10 protein-coding genes and 1 tRNA gene are annotated in these 17,452 nt (G+C 34.7%); 1 reads left to right on the top strand and 10 read right to left on the bottom strand.

The annotated features are described in order from the left end of the window. Positions 1–14: 14 nt before the first annotated feature. The 3 genes from DK880_RS01050 to DK880_RS01040 all read right to left on the bottom strand — a co-directional run bounded on the left by DK880_RS01050 (position 15) and on the right by DK880_RS01040 (position 6,182). Positions 15–1,841 (bottom strand): ankyrin repeat domain-containing protein, encoded by a 1,827-nt coding sequence (locus DK880_RS01050; RefSeq protein WP_109996996.1) that lies wholly within the window; start codon positions 1,839–1,841, stop codon positions 15–17. Positions 1,842–2,203: 362 nt separating this feature from the next. Beyond that, entirely contained in the window at positions 2,204–5,341 is a 3,138-nt protein-coding gene (locus DK880_RS01045) for an ankyrin repeat domain-containing protein (protein ID WP_109996995.1), read from the bottom strand. A gap of 349 nt (positions 5,342–5,690) precedes the next feature. Then, a complete protein-coding gene (locus tag DK880_RS01040) occupies positions 5,691–6,182 on the bottom strand; it encodes an ankyrin repeat domain-containing protein (protein ID WP_162534080.1) in 492 nt (163 codons plus the stop codon). A gap of 413 nt (positions 6,183–6,595) precedes the next feature. Here DK880_RS01040 and DK880_RS01035 point away from each other — a divergent pair, with 413 nt between their 5' ends. Further along, positions 6,596–8,377, top strand: a complete 1,782-nt coding sequence (locus DK880_RS01035; RefSeq protein ID WP_162534079.1) for a DUF1609 domain-containing protein — start codon at positions 6,596–6,598, stop codon at positions 8,375–8,377. 1,295 nt (positions 8,378–9,672) lie between these two features. Here DK880_RS01035 and DK880_RS01025 read toward each other — a convergent pair. The 7 genes from DK880_RS01025 to dnaN form a co-directional block, all read right to left on the bottom strand. Continuing rightward, positions 9,673–11,364, bottom strand: a complete 1,692-nt coding sequence (locus tag DK880_RS01025) for a leucine-rich repeat domain-containing protein (protein WP_162534078.1) — start codon at positions 11,362–11,364, stop codon at positions 9,673–9,675. A 384-nt stretch (positions 11,365–11,748) separates the two neighbouring features. Then, the gene (locus DK880_RS01020; RefSeq protein WP_162534077.1) at positions 11,749–12,291 is read right to left on the bottom strand and encodes a hypothetical protein; all 543 of its coding nucleotides are present in this window, start codon (positions 12,289–12,291) and stop codon (positions 11,749–11,751) included. 240 nt (positions 12,292–12,531) lie between these two features. After that, positions 12,532–13,713, bottom strand: a complete 1,182-nt coding sequence (locus DK880_RS01015; RefSeq protein WP_109996989.1) for a hypothetical protein — start codon at positions 13,711–13,713, stop codon at positions 12,532–12,534. 177 nt (positions 13,714–13,890) lie between these two features. Further along, the gene (locus DK880_RS05095) at positions 13,891–14,067 is read right to left on the bottom strand and encodes a hypothetical protein (RefSeq protein ID WP_204082277.1); all 177 of its coding nucleotides are present in this window, start codon (positions 14,065–14,067) and stop codon (positions 13,891–13,893) included. Between the two features lie 537 nt (positions 14,068–14,604). Continuing rightward, positions 14,605–14,696 (bottom strand) — tRNA-Ser (locus DK880_RS01010). Positions 14,697–14,726: 30 nt separating this feature from the next. After that, complete coding sequence (locus DK880_RS01005) at positions 14,727–15,731, bottom strand: esterase/lipase family protein (RefSeq protein ID WP_109996988.1); 1,005 nt, start codon at positions 15,729–15,731, stop codon at positions 14,727–14,729. A gap of 13 nt (positions 15,732–15,744) precedes the next feature. Further along, positions 15,745–16,857 carry a DNA polymerase III subunit beta gene (gene dnaN / locus DK880_RS01000; protein ID WP_109996987.1) on the bottom strand — a complete coding sequence of 371 codons (1,113 nt, stop codon included), beginning with the start codon at positions 16,855–16,857 and terminating at the stop codon, positions 15,745–15,747. Between the last annotated feature and the right edge of the window lie 595 nt (positions 16,858–17,452).

Raw genomic sequence — 17,452 nt, 5'->3', positions numbered from 1 at the left:
TCACAATAATGCAATTATTCAACCTTTATTTCAACCTTTACTTCAACCTTTCTTTTTTTAGCTTGAGACGCATTATTGTTATCAACTACCATAGGTAAAGAAGCCTGTCCATTACTATCTTTTTGATCTGAATTTTCCATTGCTATCACAAAAGAATTTATATGCGCATTGTCTTTATATGCTGCATTTGTTTGGTTTCCCTTGGCGCTATGATGCGTTAAAGCGTTTATACAATTTGCATCTCTACTATATCTTTCAGCCATATCTAAAGGAGTGAGGTTATTATTATCTGGCAGGTTTCTATTAGCCCCGTTCTCAATTAAAAGTCTACTACATGCTTTATGTCCCTTTAATTCAGCATAATATAAAGGAGTTTTTCCTTCTTTGTCTTGCAGGGTTACATTAGCCCTTTTATCAATTAAAAGCTTAATGCATGCTTCATGTCTATTTATTGCAGCCAGATGTAAAGGAGTGAAGCCATTATTATCTTGCAGGTTTACATTGGCCTTATTAATTAAAATAATTAAAAATCTAATGGATACTTTATGTCCATTTATTGCAGCCAGATGTAAAGGAGTTTGTTGGTTATTGTCTTGTATGTTTACCTTAGCCCCGTTCTCAATTAAAAGATTCATGAATTTTTCATCTCCACGGGCTACAGCATGATGTAAAAGAGTTTGTTTGTTATTGTCTTGCAGGTTTACCTTAGCCCCGTTCTCAATTAAAAGCTTAATGAATTTGTCATTTTCAAGGGCTGCAGCATAATGTAAAGGAGTGAGGCCATTATTATCTTGCAGGTTTACATTGGCCCCATTATCAATTAAAAGATTCATGAATTCTTCTCTGTTATATTCTGCAGCATAATGTAAAGGAGTTTTTCCTTTACTATCTGGCAGGTTTACATTAGCCCTGTTATCAATTAAAACGGGAATACAACTGTCACGTCCATTTATTGCAGCATAATGTAAAGGAGTGAAGCCATTATTATCTTGCCGGTTTACATCGGCCTCTTTATTAATTAAAAGTCTAATGCATGTTTCATATCCATTGAGTGCAGCCAGATGTAAAGGAGTTTTTCCTTTACTATCTGGCAGGTTTACATTAGCCCTGTTATCAATTAAAACGGGAATACAACTGTCACGTCCATTTATTGCAGCATAATGTAAAGGAGTGAAGCCATTATTATCTTGCCGGTTTACATCGGCCTCTTTATTAATTAAAAGTCTAATGCATGTTTCATATCCATTTATTGCAGCCAGATGTAAAGGAGTTTGCTGATACCTGCCCTCTTGGTTTACGTTGGCCCCTTTATCAATTAAAACGGGAATACAATTGTCACGTCCATTTATTGCAGCCAGATGTAAAGGAGTTTGCTGATATCTGTCCTCTTGGTTTACATTGGCCCCGTTATCAATTAAAACGGGAATACAATTGTCACGTCCATTGAATGCAGCCAGATGTAAAGGGGTTTGTCCTTTATCGTCTTGCAGGTTTACATTGGCTCCGTTCTCAATTAAAAGCTTAATGCCTTCTTTATATCCATCTACTGCAGCCAGATGTAAAGGGGTTTGTCCTTTATCGTCTTGCAGGTTTACATTGGCTCCTTTTTTCTTAATGAAATTTTTAATACAATCTACAATTCTATGGTCTACAGCCTTATGTAAATTTGAAATGAACAAAATTGTTTGACCGTGCTCTGGATGAACCTGGTGTAGTTGCTTGCTACAACTACAGATAAAAATAAAGCTGAATCCCCAAAATAATACCTGGCTAACTTTTTGTATAAAGACATGTACCATTTGCTTATTGCTTGGATAATAAATCAATTTTATTCTTTTCATCTCTTACAGCTGGTTTATATAAATTTTTTAAAATTTTATGCTACATGTGCTATACTTTGCATTATTATTATGCTTTTTAATTCTTTTTTTGTGTGTTTATTCCTCACATCTTATTTACATAATATTTTAAACTTGTACAAATGCAAAAGCTATACAAATCATACGTTATATTATTGGAAACATTGTTGAATATAAGCACGTTCAGATTTGATTATAGCTTCACGGAACAAGCATGGATATCTAAATAGGGGAAAGAACGATAGCAACCCACTAGAATAAGTTCATTATATCTGATTACCAGACTTTAATCTAATTACGCCTACTGATTTACTAAGGAGCAAGCTTTTTTCACAATAATGCAATTATTCAACCTTTATTTCAACCTTTACTTCAACCTTTCTTTTTTTAGCTTGAGACGCATTAGCTACCATAGGTAAAGAAGCCTGTCCATTACTATCTTTTTGATCTGAATTTTCCATTGCTATCACAAAAGATTTTATATGCGCATTGTCTTTATATGCTGCATCTAAAGGAGTGAGGTTATTATTATCTGGCAGGTTTCTATTAGCCCCGTTCTCAATTAAAAGTCTACTACATGCTTTATGTCCCTTTAATTCAGCATAATATAAAGGAGTTTTTCCTTCTTTGTCTTGCAGGGTTACATTAGCCCTTTTATCAATTAAAAGCTTAATGAATTTGTAATTTCCAAGGGCTGCAGCATAATGTAAAGGAGTTCTTTTGTTATTGTCTTGTATGTTTACATTAGCCCCGTTCTCAATTAAAAGCTTAATGAATTTGTCATTTTCACGGGCTGCAGCATAATGTAAAAGAGTTTGTCCTTTATTATTTTGCAGGTTTACATTAGCCCCGTTCTCAATTAAAAGCTTAATGAATTTTTCATCTCCACGGGCTACAGCATGATGTAAAAGAGTTTTTCCTTCTTTGTCTTGCAGGTTTACATTAGCCCCGTTCTCAATTAAAAGCTTAATGAATTTTTCATCTCCACGGGCTACAGCATGATGTAAAAGAGTTTTTCCTTCTTTGTCTTGCAGGTTTACATTAGCCCCGTTCTCAATTAAAAGTCTACTACATGCTTTATGTCCCTTTAATTCAGCATAATATAAAGGAGTTTTTCCTTCTTTGTCTTGCAGGGTTACATTAGCCCTTTTATCAATTAAAAGCTTAATGAATTTGTAATTTCCAAGGGCTGCAGCATAATGTAAAGGAGTTCTTTTGTTATTGTCTTGTATGTTTACATTAGCCCCGTTCTCAATTAAAAGCTTAATGAATTTTTCATCTCCACGGGCTACAGCCAGATGTAAAAGAGTTTTTCCTTCTTTGTCTTGCAGGGTTACATTAGCCCCGTTCTCAATTAAAAGCTTAATGGATTTGTCATTTCCAAGGGCTGCAGCATAATGTAAAGGAGTGAGGCCATTATTATTTTGTATGTTTACATTAGCCCCGTTCTCAATTAAAAGCTTAATGAATTTTTCATCTCCACGGGCTACAGCATAATGTAAAGGAGTTCTTTTGTTATTGTCTTGTATGTTTACATTAGCCCCGTTCTCAATTAAAAGCTTAATGAATTTTTCATCTCCACGGGCTGCAGCATAATGTAAAAGAGTTTGTCCTTTATTATTTTGCAGGTTTACATTGGCCCCTTTATCAATTAAAACGGGAATACAATTGTCACGTCCATTTTCTACAGCATAATGTAAAGGAATGAGGCCATTATTATCTGGCAGGTTTACATCAGCCTCTTTATTATTAATTAAAAGTCTAATGCATGTTTCATGTCCATTGAATGCAGCATAATGTAAAGGAATGAGGCCATTATTATCTGGCAGGTTTACATCAGCCTCTTTATTATTAATTAAAAGTCTAATGCATGTTTCATGTCCATTGAATGCAGCATAATGTAAAGGAATGAGGCCATTATCGTCTTTCAGGTTTACATCAGCCCCGTTATCAATTAAAACGGGAATACAATTGTCATGTCCATTTATTGCAGCCAGATGTAAAGGAGTTCGTTTGATATTGTCTTTTGGGTTTACATCGGCCTTTTTCTTAATTAAATACCTAATGCATGCTTCTTCTCCCTTAGCTGCAGCCAGATGTAAAGGAGTATGCTGATACCTGTCCTCTTGGTTTACATTAGCCCCGTTCTCAATTAAAAGCTTAATGAATTTTTCATCTCCACGGGCTACAGCATGATGTAAAAGAGTTTTTTTGTTATTGTCTTGCAGGTTTACATTAGCCCCGTTCTCAATTAAAAGCTTAATGAATTTGTAATTTCCACGGGCTGCAGCATAATGTAAAGGAGTTTGTTGGTTATTATCTTGTATGTTTACATTAGCCCCGTTCTCAATTAAAAGCTTAATGAATTTTTCATCTCCACGGGCTACAGCATAATGTAAAGGAGTTCTTTTGTTATTGTCTTGTATGTTTACATTAGCCCCTTTCTCAATTAAAAGCTTAATGAATTTTTCATCTCCACGGGCTACAGCATGATGTAAAAGAGTTTGTCCTTTATTATTTTGCAGGTTTACATTGGCCCCTTTATCAATTTTATCAATTAAAACGGGAATACAATTGTCACGTCCATTTTCTACAGCATAATGTAAAGGAATGAGGCCATTATTATCTGGCAGGTTTACATCAGCCTCTTTATTATTAATTAAAAGTCTAATGCATGTTTCATGTCCATTGAATGCAGCCAAATGTAAAGGAATGAGGCCATTATCGTCTTTCAGGTTTACATCAGCCCCGTTATCAATTAAAACGGGAATACAATTGTCACATCCATTTATTGCAGCCAGATGTAAAGGAGTTCGTTTGATATTGTCTTTTGGGTTTACATCGGCCTTTTTCTTAATTAAATACCTAATGCATGCTTCTTCTCCCTTAGCTGCAGCCAGATGTAAAGGAGTATGCTGATACCTGTCCTCTTGGTTTACATTGGCCCCGTTATCAATTAAAACGGGAATACAATTGTCACGTCCATTTTCTGCAGCCAGATGTAAAGGAGTTTGTTTGATATTGTCCTCTTGGTTTACATTGGCCCCGTTATCAATTAAAACGGGAATACAATTGTCACGTCCATTGAATGCAGCCAGATGTAAAGGGGTTTGTCCTTTATCGTCTTGCAGGTTTACATTGGCTCCGTTCTCAATTAAAAGTTTAATGCCTTCTTTATATCCATCTACTGCTGCCAGATGTAAAGGAGTTTGTCCTTTATCGTCTTGCAGGTTTACATTGGCTCCTTTTTTCTTAATGAAATTTTTAATACAATCTACAATTTTATGGTTTACAGCCTCATGTAAATTTGAAATGAACAAAATTGTTTGACCGTGCTCTGGATGAACCTGGTGTAGTTGCTTGCTACAACTACAGATAAAAATAAAGCTGAATCCCCAAAATAATACCTGGCTAACTTTTTGTATAAAGACATGTACCATTTGCTTATTGCTTGGATAATAAATAAATTTTATTATTTTCATCTCTATAAATTTTTTAAAATTTTACGCTACGTGTGCTATACTTTGCATTTACTTAATTATTATGCTTTTTAATTCTTTTTGCGTGTTTATTAACACCTAATTTACATAGTATTTTAAACTTGTACAAATGCAAAAGCTATACAAATCATACATTATATTATTAGAAACATTGCTGAATATAAGCACGTCCGGATTTGATTATAGCTTCACGGAACAAGCATGGATATCTAAATAGGGGAAAGAACGATAGCAACCCATTAGGAAAAATTCCTTATAGCTGACTACCAGACTTTAATCTAATTACGCCTACTGATTTACTAAGGAGCAAGCTTTTTTCACAATAATGCAATTATTCAACCTTTATTTCAACCTTTACTTCAACCTTTCTTGTTTTAGCTTGTGACGCATTAGCTACCATAGGTAAAGAAGCCTGTCCATTACTATCTTTTTGATCTGAATTTTCCATTGCTATCACAAAAGATTTTATATGCGCATTGTCTTTATATGCTGCATTTGTTTGGTTTTCCTTGGCGCTATGATGCGTTAAAGCGTTTATGCAATTTGCATCTCTACTATATCTTTCAGCCATATCTAAAGGAGTGAGGTTATTATTATCTGGCAGGTTTCTATTAGCCCCTTTATTAATTAAAAATCTAATGTATACTCCTTCACGTCCATTTTCTGCAGCCAGCTGTAAAGGAGTTTTCTCTTTATTGTCTTGCAGGTTTATATTGACCTCTTTTTTCTCAATTAAAGCGGTAATACAATTTATTACATGGTTGTTTTCTATTGCCACATATAAAGGAGGGAACTTTATGTATTTGAGTATTTGGTATATCAAAATGTCTCCTTTTTACGTTGCTTAAAAAATACTAGGAAGTCAAAGGTCTTTGTAAAAAGAACCTAAGAATTCCTTATTATAGTAGGCTTGATGTAAATTTCATGGTGTTTTTCTTGTTTTTCCATGTAAAATAACGGAAATTTGATAAACAGAATCATAATAATTATGATTTGATTTACGAATTATCGCGCATCAGAAAATTAATTAATATAAATAGTGCAGTTATGTTTAGTATATATACTCCTTATAGACTCGTAATCGGTTTTTTATATTGTATGGTAGGATGTATGTTCAGTAGTTGTAATCAGCTGCATAACAATATGCATCAATCTCAATCTACGAGCATGCATATAGACCCTAATACGCAATCTACGAGCATGCATATAGACCCTAATACGCAATTAGGAAAATTTATGAATTCTGGAGCTAAGGAAATACCATGCCTTACCATTTATTCTTTACATAATTATGAGTACCTAGTGCTTCCCAATACAATACTCAAAGATATACCTAAAGAATATCAAGAAGAAGTAGAAAGTTATCTTGTTAAGAAAATATTATCCTTTTTAGACCGTTTGATCGAAGTCATGCGTGATGCGTATAACATACATATACAAAATTTGGACCATAATATAAGGCATTTGAAATCGGAAAACATCCAGATTACAGGGATTCTCTTCTTTAAGAAGTTTTTTACAGATATTTGCTCATTAAAGGGGCTCCCGAAAAAGTTTGCAAATGCTTTGAAAAAAAAACTAGACCAAGGGAAAGCCAATGGTATCACTGTGGGAGAATTATGGCAGTGGACTTTTAAAAATATACTAATGTATATAAATCAGCAACTTTATAATAACCTTGATCAATTCGATGCTGAAAAATATGGGTATAGTAATTATGAAGATGCTGAAAAGAAAATAATAAAACTTATAATGGGGAAGATGTGTGAAGAAGCAGAGAAGCAAGTTTCTATAAAATATTATACCGTTTCATCTGAGATAGTTTCAGCGATATTTCAAGATAAAGCAATTAGTAAAAATCTATTAATTAGTTCATTGACGACAAGACAAAAAGAAAATAAAAAATTGGATTTTACTGGAGAACTAACTTTAGATATTTCCATGGAAGAATTTCAATTTTTGATTGACAGCGTTTGTTCTAATAATCATACCTCATCCTATGTAGCAAAAATCTATACAGCCTTTAAAAAAAATGGTAGTAGAGGTACTTTAAAAGATTTTTTTTCTAAGAGGGATAAAATAAATCAAGAAAATAAAGCTACACGTGATAATATACGTGATCAAAAAGGTGAGGATGAGGCAAATCAATTGTATCAAGCTTATGAAGAAAGTGCAAAAAATAAACCACAATCTTTCAAAGAATACCTCAATGAGAAAGAAGCTTCAAAACCTATAGAGGATTTGTTAAAAGCATTAGGATTAAATCAGACTGAAAAAGAAAAAAAAGCAAACTTGTCTAAGACGAAGAAAGCTAAAATGAATAAGCAAGGGCATAAAAAACCAATAGAAAAACGTAGTTCTAGTACAAATAATACTGAAAGTGAATTAATATCAAAAACAATAACGGATCGTTGTCAAAATAAAAAATCTAATAATAGACTTGTTCCAGATCCATTTGAATATCATTCTAGGGTAAAAAAATGGGAGCAAGATCCAGATGATTTATTAGCGTATTTTCGGAATGTATCAACAGGACCAGATCTTAAGTATAAGAAAGTTAATTCTTCACCTGAAAAAGTAACAGAAGAAAAGTTTCGGCATGACGTACGTCCTGTTGGACAGATTACAAAGCAACCGGATAAAGCGGATTACTTTTTTACCCTTGGTAACACTATTAGTAGCACTGGTAAGATTAACAGACGACAATCAGCCTTAGCTGTTTTATCTGATAATAATGGTAAGAGGCAGCAAGGCATAATAGATATTGCTATAACAGAAACCGTAGGGGGGAAGGAAATGATCTATCACCAGATGTTCCGTTGTCTAGATGAGTTGGAAACTATCTTTAAGCATGAGAATTCTTCAGATACACCTGAAAAACAGCCGGAACAATCAGTACCAGTGCTTGTCTCAAATAGATCCTTATATAAGGATACGAATGGCACATATGTAATAACTATTAATGAGAATACGTATAATAAATTTTTGCGTATACTGCCTTGGAATCGGATAGATTAGTGCAAGAGAAAGAATTGCTAATCTTGCTTATGGCTCAACGCACCTTAGAAAAAAAACATATTACAAACCATTTCCTTTATTAAAAAGGCCCACGGTCTCGTTAGGCATCAGTCAGCTGCTCCTTACTATACCCATCCAATGGCGGTGGCTATACTGCTGTTGGAGGTTACCAAGGATCCCGCTACCATCCCTGTCTGGTTTGTTGCATGATATCGTGGGAATACGCCTATTGCGCTTCATCAGATAGCATTGATGTATGGACCAGAAGTAGCTGCTATCGTAGATAAAGGTACTTGCTATAATACCTACCAATGGGTATCCGTGGAAATGGGATGCTATAGCAACGCAAGGCATACTTGATGCATGTTCAGATATACGTGTTATCCAAGTTAAACTGGTAGATAGAGTGCATAACATGCGTACGTTATCTTGCCCGTAAGCCATCCGATCAACAGCGTATAGCCTAAAGAAACTTTATTTTATATACCGTGGGGGGAAGCCATAAGGCACCTCAGTAATGGCTAGCAGAAATGCAGCGCATTTGTGAAGAGGTCCCTTCTAGTTAGTTTAAATAGTAGTATAGTCAAATTAGCTAAAAAATATGAAAAACAGAGAGAAAATCATATTTTAGCTCATAAAAAAATTGAGCCAACCATAACGCAATGGTTCTCGTTCAACCCTAATAAAAAGCAATACCGCTTTATGAACAATACTAGAAAATAAGCGATTTTTTTGTGCTATTTCCTCTATTAATGTACAAAAAGCAGCATAAGGATCTAACTACAGCAAGTAAAGTAGGCAGAGATAGGGCTACAAAGATGGGTTGCAACCGTACGATCATCAGCCAGATAGGCTAAGCATGGAAGCGCGTTACCACCTCAGCTATAGTCCATTGCATAATACGTAGGCAATGCTCCATGGTGTATTATTATAAATTAGTAGCTTATTACCATACCCAAATGGATAACGCCTACTAACGTTAAAGCGATATGACGAGTAGCCCATACGCCACAATCTATCTTACGCTAACCTGCTTATTTTTCCTATAAAAGGCTACGCAATGAATGCACTTTAAATCATTCACAAATACAAATAGGATAACTATATCAAAAGATTCCCACTAAGAGCCCAGGCCATCTCATAAACTTTCTTCAAAGGGTTTATGCCCCTTCTGAGCAAAGGATCCAATTGGTCCGTGTTTTTACTTACCAATAATACATATATATCCTTAGCACCTACTTCTCTATATGGCTCTTTACAAACCCCATGTATTCCTATTGGGAATACATGAAATATTACGTAAATAGATTAATAATGCCTCTCCCAATTCCCTTTCCAATTTCCTTGCCAACTCCCTTTCCAATTGCCCTGCCAATTCCCTTTCCAATTTCCTTGCTTTCATTATTACTTAACACTTGAAGATGAGTTGTTTCCTCTAAAATTTTTACAAATTCATACGGAATGCCATCAGAATGTAAATACAACTGCTGAATATTTGGGAATCCCTTCGCCAAAGCTTTTGCACCTACATACCCAATGCTATTAGACTTTAGACGTAACTGTTGAAGCATGGGAAGCCCCTTTGCTAAGGCTTCTGCACCTTCGTTCCCAATTTTATCAGATGCTAGATACAATTGCCGGAGCTTTGGGAATCCGCTTGCCAAAGCTTCGGCACCTTTATTCCCAATTTTATTAGACGCTAAATGTAGCTCCTGAAGATCTGGCAGTCCACTTACTAAAATTTCAATAACCTCATCCCCAATGTTATTACCATCTAGATACAATTCCTGAAGCTTTGGGAATCCGCTTACCAAAGCTTTTATACCTTCATTCCCAATTTTATTAGACTTTAGATGTAATCGCTGAAGATTTGGGAATCCGTTTGACAAAACTTTTACTCCTTTATCTCCAACGTTATTAGACGCTAAATGCAGCTCCTGAAGATATGGGAATCCATTTACTAAAATTTTAATAGTCTCATCCCCAATTTTATGAGACGCTAAATGCAATTTCCTAAGCTTTTGGAATCCGCTTGCTAAAGCTTTTATACCTTCATTCCCAATTTTATTACCATCTAAATTCAAATATTGAAGCTCTAGAAATCCTTTTGCCAACTCTTTAACATCTTTATCCCCAATTTTATTAGATGCCAGATGCAACTCATGAAGATTTGGAAATCCGTTTACCAAAGCTTTTATACCTTTATTACCAATACTATTACCATTTAAATCCAAATATTGAAGCTTTGGGAATCCGCTTGCTAAAACTTCTGCACCTTTATGCCCAATTTTATTAGACGCTAGATACAACCGTTGAAGCTTTGGGAATCCGCTTGCTACAACTTCTGCACCTTTATCTCCAATTTTATTAGATGCTAGATGTAACTCATGCAGATTTGGAAATCCGTTTACTAAAGCTTTTATACCTTCATTCCCAATACTATTACCATCCAAATCCAAATATTGAAGCTTTGGAAATCCTTTTACCAATCCTTCTGCACCTTTATTTCCAATTTTATTAGAAGCTAGATGCAACTCCTGAAGCTTTGGGAATCCGTTTGCTAAAGCTTCAGCACCTTTATCCCCAATGTTACCACTACCTAGATTCAAATGTTGAACTACTTTAAGTTTTTTCGCCAAAGTTTCTGCACCTTTACTTCCGATTTTATTGTGGTATAGACGCAAATATTGAAGATTTGGGAATTCGCTTACCAAAATTTCTATATCCTCATTCCCAACGCTACCACCATCTATACAACCTAGACTCAAATATTTAAGCTTAAAATCTTTCAGAAGGTTAAACAGCATAGCCATATATGTAGGACGAATAGGCCCCACATAGGATATATGGGCTACGTTATGCTCTTTTGCAAAACGTATGCTACGCTCTATAGACGCATCATCCTTGCCAAACTTGTATATTTCGTAAGGATGCACAGCGTTGTATGGAGGTTGGTTTTGATCAGCTTTAGCATATAGTACATGCATACAAACAGCTAATACTAAACTAGATAAAAACGTGTAATTCATATAATAACAATTTTAAAAAAAATGTATAAACAAAGTGGCAGTAGAGGGCAATGCAACACGCAACTACATAAACATCCGCCTAAAATTAGGGTAATTATAACTAATAAAAATTATAATTACACCATATCTTATTAAGATTAGGCTCAACCAGACAACCAATTGTTAATCTAATACAATAACTAGAAGTTCTGGGCCAAAAGTACGATATACGATAGATAATTTTCAGCTAAGTCTATATCCTATATCAAAGCCAATTGTAATATAGGCATTTATTTACTTTTTTTATAGAATATGCAAAAAAATTCTAATTTAATATTAGTAAGATTATTACTATTAATCCGTTCAGTAATTTCCTGCCCAATAAAATGCGTTCCATTTAAATTCCTTTTCCTGATCACTTAGCCGATTACTAATTGTTTTTGTATACTTTTTCCCAAGCCAGTAGGGATATTCTCTTTTTGCAATATCGGTCCAATTGGTAAGAATTGGAAGTGTTACATAAATGCATAAATCCAGTGTTTCGTTTCTTCTGCCGGTACTAGTAGTTGTATGTTTAATACCTATACGTGTTTTGTCAATATAATAGTGATCAAGCGAATAGTATTTTTTTGGTGCCGATTTTTCAAACAGTGTAATGTTATCCAACTGTGTTAATTTGCTTGTTGCTTTTACCAAGTAATCTTGAGCAAATATAGTTGGTAGTCCTATAACCAGCCAGGCAACAACACGTAAAGTTAAATGGCTACAACTTAAATTTAGTAGTTTAATGCTAGGATTTAACCATAGGTATATAGGTATCCAGGATAATAGCAGAGGAAACACAACTGTAAGCAGCGATTCTTCTAACGGAATAAAGTTTGTTTGGATAAACAGTAACCAGTGCAAAAAAGTATACAATACTAAAAGCCAATAGAAATAGCCAAGAAAGGTAAGTAAAAAGGTAAGTAAATAAGTGTAAACCTGGAATTATTTCTTTTCTTTCTCATTTTAAATGATATAGTACTTTTATTTTTTTGTTACTGAATAGCTGCTACAATAGCAATCTTTTAGCATAATAAATATGCCTATGCTATGTTAGCTACCCCTTATTTGATACCCTTAGCTAGCAAATATAGCTAGCTAACATTAAAAATCAATATGAAATCCATGTCCGTTTTTACCGTAAAAAATAAGCCACTTCGCTGCTTGATAAAGAGTGTATATTTTCTGTTCTAATGTTGCTTCCTCTATTTCTTCCTCTGTTTCTTCTGGATAATTCAATTGTTCTTTTAAATAAAACATATTATTTGCAGAAGCAATTTTATCAGCAATTGTCATAAGTTGCTGTCCATAACGCAATGTCTCATCTGCCAATTTGCTTCCCCAGGCTTCAGAAGATAAATCGTCCCCAATCAAGTCTAGGCAGTCTTCCAAAGCTTTTGCACGAAATCCACTTTTGAATCCATCATAAAAAATATGATAGCAGTCTACGGGGCCTACAAGCGTATAATTATATGGATTATCTTCGCTCTTTTTTTTGTATACCTCTCTTATCCAATCGTATTTAACTGCCATAGGAAGACAGAATGGAGTCCCGTCTGATTGCGCTGCTAACTCAACTACGTAGTAACCTTCACTTTCTTTTATAAATTCCTCTTCAGAAATTGTCTTGTCTGTTTTTTGGTATGCTGCTCTTATCCAATTGTCAGCAATAATATCTCTACCAATCATTGGTGCTTTTATTGTTTCACAGTGTGAATCGGATATTTCTTCCCATTCTTGAAGAAGTTCTTCTCTCTCTTCCCATTCTTGAAGAAGTTCTTCTCTATTATCGTACAGGGTTTCACCCATACGTCCAACCATAGCAACAAATCTACTCACAGGTATACCCACATATCTACCAAAAAACATACCCGTACATATACCCTTAAATGCATCTCCTATACATGCTAGACTTCCACATATAACGCCTCCTATACATCCAACCACAGCTTCATTCATGCTTCTATCTATGCTTCTAATCATACTTCCAACCATACCTCCAACTATACCTCCAACTATACCTCCAACTATACCTCCAACTATACCCACAAGTTTATCTTTAACCATACAGCCAAAACTATTTCCAATTGCACCTCCAACTATACCTCCAACCAGACCCCCAACTAATAATATCTCTCTGGGAGAAAGAAAACCCTTTCCCTCCTCAGACGTATCCTTGTCCTTATCCCCCACATATCCATTAACATCAAGCAATTGTAAAAGCTGTTTGAATCGTTTCTCGAAACCTGGCTTTGGTTTTCTCATTGGTATCCAATCTAAACCCATAAATTATATTATGTTTAATTTGAAATAATTGTGATTAGCTTTCATGATAGCGTACCTCTGCTACCTTCCCATAATTAAAATATCTCTTGCTGCTTGCGCTACTTCTAAAGACAATGGCCTCCTTTTTTCTGTAGGCCAATACCAAATAACTTTATGCAAGCATAATACTACCTTAAATTAAATAGTATCATACTTTTTTAAACTTGATGATGCACAAACAGGCAATAGGTTGTATTTATTGCTAGTATTTTCTTCTTTGCTTCTTGTTGTTTCACTATTGCCAGTTTTATTATTCATTCTCATAATGATACCGTTATTACAACCTTCTACTACCATTGCTATAAAAAAAATCAATAAACACTTTATACCTTCTCTTTAATTTGATTGCATATGCTTTAAATACATTTAAATTGTTTATGTAATATGTGGCTCCCTATATTTAGGATACCCGCTACCTTTCTTGTAGGAAGAGCTATTTTATACTGATACAGTATAGAAGTGTAATAATTTATTGAATATGTTCCAAATAAATTATTACTATACCATATTTATGTTCTCCTGTATCTTCTCCTGCGTTTTTCAGCGAATGAACTTTTAGCTCCTTGTGTCTTACTTTTGTACCTATAGCGCTGTAATGCTATTGGATATTTCTGTGTATTAGCGTAGGAGAGAGGGATTATAAGTATGCTATTATAGGTTCTACCTTGTGCTAATTTTTTATGCTATATGCTTCTCCCAAGGCTCGCATAAAAAAGTTGGTTGTTTCTTCAATAAATGCTTGTGTCATTTTTTGATGTGTTGCGCTTATACAATATCTTTTTATAATTTTTTTACTGATTAAGCATATTTTAAAAATACTTGCCTATCCAATAGAATGTGAATGTACATTAGCGGAGCAGGAGGGATTCGAACCCTCGGTACCATATATAACTTGGTACATCCGTTTTCGAGACGGGTACTTTAAACCACTCAGACACTGCTCCAATAGTAGTATAGAAAAGCGTAGATAAGCTTTACTTTTGGGAAAATGCTTCTTTAGCACAAGTAATGATCTTTCGTAATGCATCTGGATGTGAAAGCATATATTTTCCTACTGGTACGTTTAACTTAGGCCAAACATGCGTACTATGAAATACATTTCTAATCTTAATTCTTTTAAAGTTTTTCTTGCTTTGTGGTACAAAGTTGCGTGCATGTTGGCTAGCAAGTGGTATTTTCATATCATGGTAAGCAGTGTTAAGTGCGTCTTGTCCAACAATAAAAAAAGTATACATACTGTTCAATGCTATAAACCTATGCTTTATTTTTCTAGGTAAAAGTGCTCCAAAATCATTTTGAATTCCCCCTATCGCCCAAATAGGGACTTTCTCATGAAGGAGCGTCTTTTTTATTTCATCTAAGAATAGACTATCCATTTTTAAATCTTTGGCACCAGGCAGAAATAGCAATTCTTGATTTTTTTGAATAGTTATATTTAGCTGATTTATAAGCATATCCGAGGGATAGCCAAGGTTAAGTGCAAGCATACGCAAGTCATTTAAAACAGCCTTTGTTAAATGTTGTTTTAGCATGCTACCATCTACTTTAGTCCCGTGGGCCCCTTCCCAGGGGGTAGCTAAAGTAATAAGGCCTTTTATATTTAATAACGTTTCATATTGTTTGAGCAAGGCATAAGCACGTAGACCACCCTGACTATGGCCTATAAGTACAATAGATTTGCTTTGTATATCATTTACCTTATCAGTTAATTCTTGGAAGGCAGCCTTTGCTTGTTCTTTTATAGAAAGCATTACACTTAACATACCTTCTGTACTAGTTAAGGCAATAATGGAAGCCGAAGGGAAGGCTTTTTCTAATTTTTGTTTTACGGTATCAAAAGTAGAAACTTTATCACATAATCCATTCAACAAAACAATAAGTTGCTTGTTGGCATGTTTCATTGGTTTTGCATGGCTGTAATTTGGTATAAACCATCCTAAACATGCAACAAAACCCAATAGACGAATAAAATAGCACATAGATTACTATAATTTAGAAAATAATAGGCATGATTAATAACAATAAATGTTCATGTTCCTCTTGAACCTTAGGAAAGATTAAGACCGCTTTATTAACCTCCCAGAAAAGAAATTCTATCTCCTCGGCTGTAATATTTGTAAGCATATCCAAAAGAAGTTTTGCATTAAATCCTATTTCCAGCGGCAACCCCTCATAGCTACCTATAAGTTCTTCCTTGGCTTCATTGGAAAAATCCAAATCCTCTGCTGAGAGCGTTAATACGTTATCCTGTATCGTCAGCTTTACTTGGTGGGTCGCTCTATTCGCATAGATCGAAATACGCCGTAGTGAGCTCACCAAAGCAGCTCTATGGATAGTCAGTTTACGGCTATGCTCTGTTGGGATTACATTCTCGTAATCTGGATAACGTTCATCTACTAATCTAGTAATCACACTAATGTTATCCATATCGAATTGGATTTTATAGGGATCAAAAGCAATATGCATCTGCTTCATTTTACTACTTAATAAGCCATGCAAAAGCATCAAGGCTTTCTTAGGCATAATAATAGCCTTTTGGGTAGCTGCTGATAGATCCTTACGTATATACCTTACCAAACGGTGCCCATCGGTAGCAACAAAAGTTGCTTGTTTATCAGTTAATTCCATATGAACGCCACACATAGCAGGCTTCAATTCATCACTGCTCGTCACAAACAAGGTTTTCTGTAGTATGTTTTTGTACACAGCTGCATCTACATCTAAAGCAATGCCATCATTTATAGTAGCTAATTGTGGAAAATCGTTGGCATTTTCCCCTGCCAATTTGTAATACCCATGCTCAGATTGAATGGAAATGGTATAGTTACTAAGATTAATGGACAATTTAATAAGCTGTTCTGGTAAGTTTTTAACTGTATCCAGTAATATGCGAGCAGGTATGGCCACACTTGCTTGTGTATCCGATTGAATCGGTAAGGTAACACTAATAAAAGTCTGTAAGTCAGAAGCTGTAACAACTAAACGATTATGATCTATCTGAAAAAGAAAATTTTCTAATATAGGCACAATCGGATTACGTGTTATAACACCGCTAATAGCCGTTAGCTGTTGCGATAGCAGAGCCGATGATACCGTAAATTCCATGAGTACTCCTTGTTTTTAATCTAAATTTTAACAATAATGAACAAATATACTGTATTTTAAACAGATATAACTTATTTTTGTATGGGTTACCCTACTTTTGGTCTAGCCCCCTTTCTTGACCTTTCTGTTTTCCATATTGTTATCCCATTGCTGTTTTCCTTAGCAGGAGAAAGGAAGCGCTTTGTAAAATTATAACATACGCAATCTTTTTAAATCACTGTTAATCCATATTTTAGTACAAAAAAGCTTTGCTAATTGCATAACCGCCCGTAAGCTATTCACTGAATGAGTCTTTTTTCAGCCAGCTTACATTTTGAGAGATGCAATACAATTTCCTTTCATTTAGCTTATTTCATAAATTTTTTATGGTAAGCTGCATTTATTTATGATGGAAGAGAACCCTTACCTTTCATTTGTTTCTAATGGGATCAAACCCATAAATTATTGATCTGTCGTGCAAGTTATAGCCATTGCAGCCTGCCGCATACTTTCCCAGTTTATAGTAAAGGCTAATGCTGCTATATATTTTATGCTGTTGCCCTAAAATGCGATCCAATGATCCTACCGCATTACACATACATTGTTAATATAACGA

Source organism: Candidatus Cardinium hertigii, assembly GCF_003176915.1.
Taxonomy (GTDB): Bacteria; Bacteroidota; Bacteroidia; order Cytophagales; family Amoebophilaceae; genus Cardinium; species Cardinium hertigii_A.
The sequence above is the reverse complement of the archived record's forward strand: the minus strand, read 5'-3'. Positions and strand labels throughout refer to the sequence as shown.

Excerpts from the sequence above, each read along its gene's own strand:
- dnaN (WP_109996987.1), bottom strand. The coding sequence starts at position 16,857 with ATGGAATTTACGGTATCATCGGCTCTGCTATCGCAACAGCTAACGGCT.
- DK880_RS01015 (WP_109996989.1), bottom strand. The coding sequence starts at position 13,713 with ATGGGTTTAGATTGGATACCAATGAGAAAACCAAAGCCAGGTTTCGAG.
- DK880_RS01045 (WP_109996995.1), bottom strand. The coding sequence starts at position 5,341 with ATGAAAATAATAAAATTTATTTATTATCCAAGCAATAAGCAAATGGTA.
- DK880_RS01005 (WP_109996988.1), bottom strand. The coding sequence starts at position 15,731 with ATGTGCTATTTTATTCGTCTATTGGGTTTTGTTGCATGTTTAGGATGG.
- DK880_RS01050 (WP_109996996.1), bottom strand. The coding sequence starts at position 1,841 with ATGAAAAGAATAAAATTGATTTATTATCCAAGCAATAAGCAAATGGTA.
- DK880_RS01025 (WP_162534078.1), bottom strand. The coding sequence starts at position 11,364 with ATGCATGTACTATATGCTAAAGCTGATCAAAACCAACCTCCATACAAC.
- DK880_RS01035 (WP_162534079.1), top strand. The coding sequence starts at position 6,596 with ATGAATTCTGGAGCTAAGGAAATACCATGCCTTACCATTTATTCTTTA.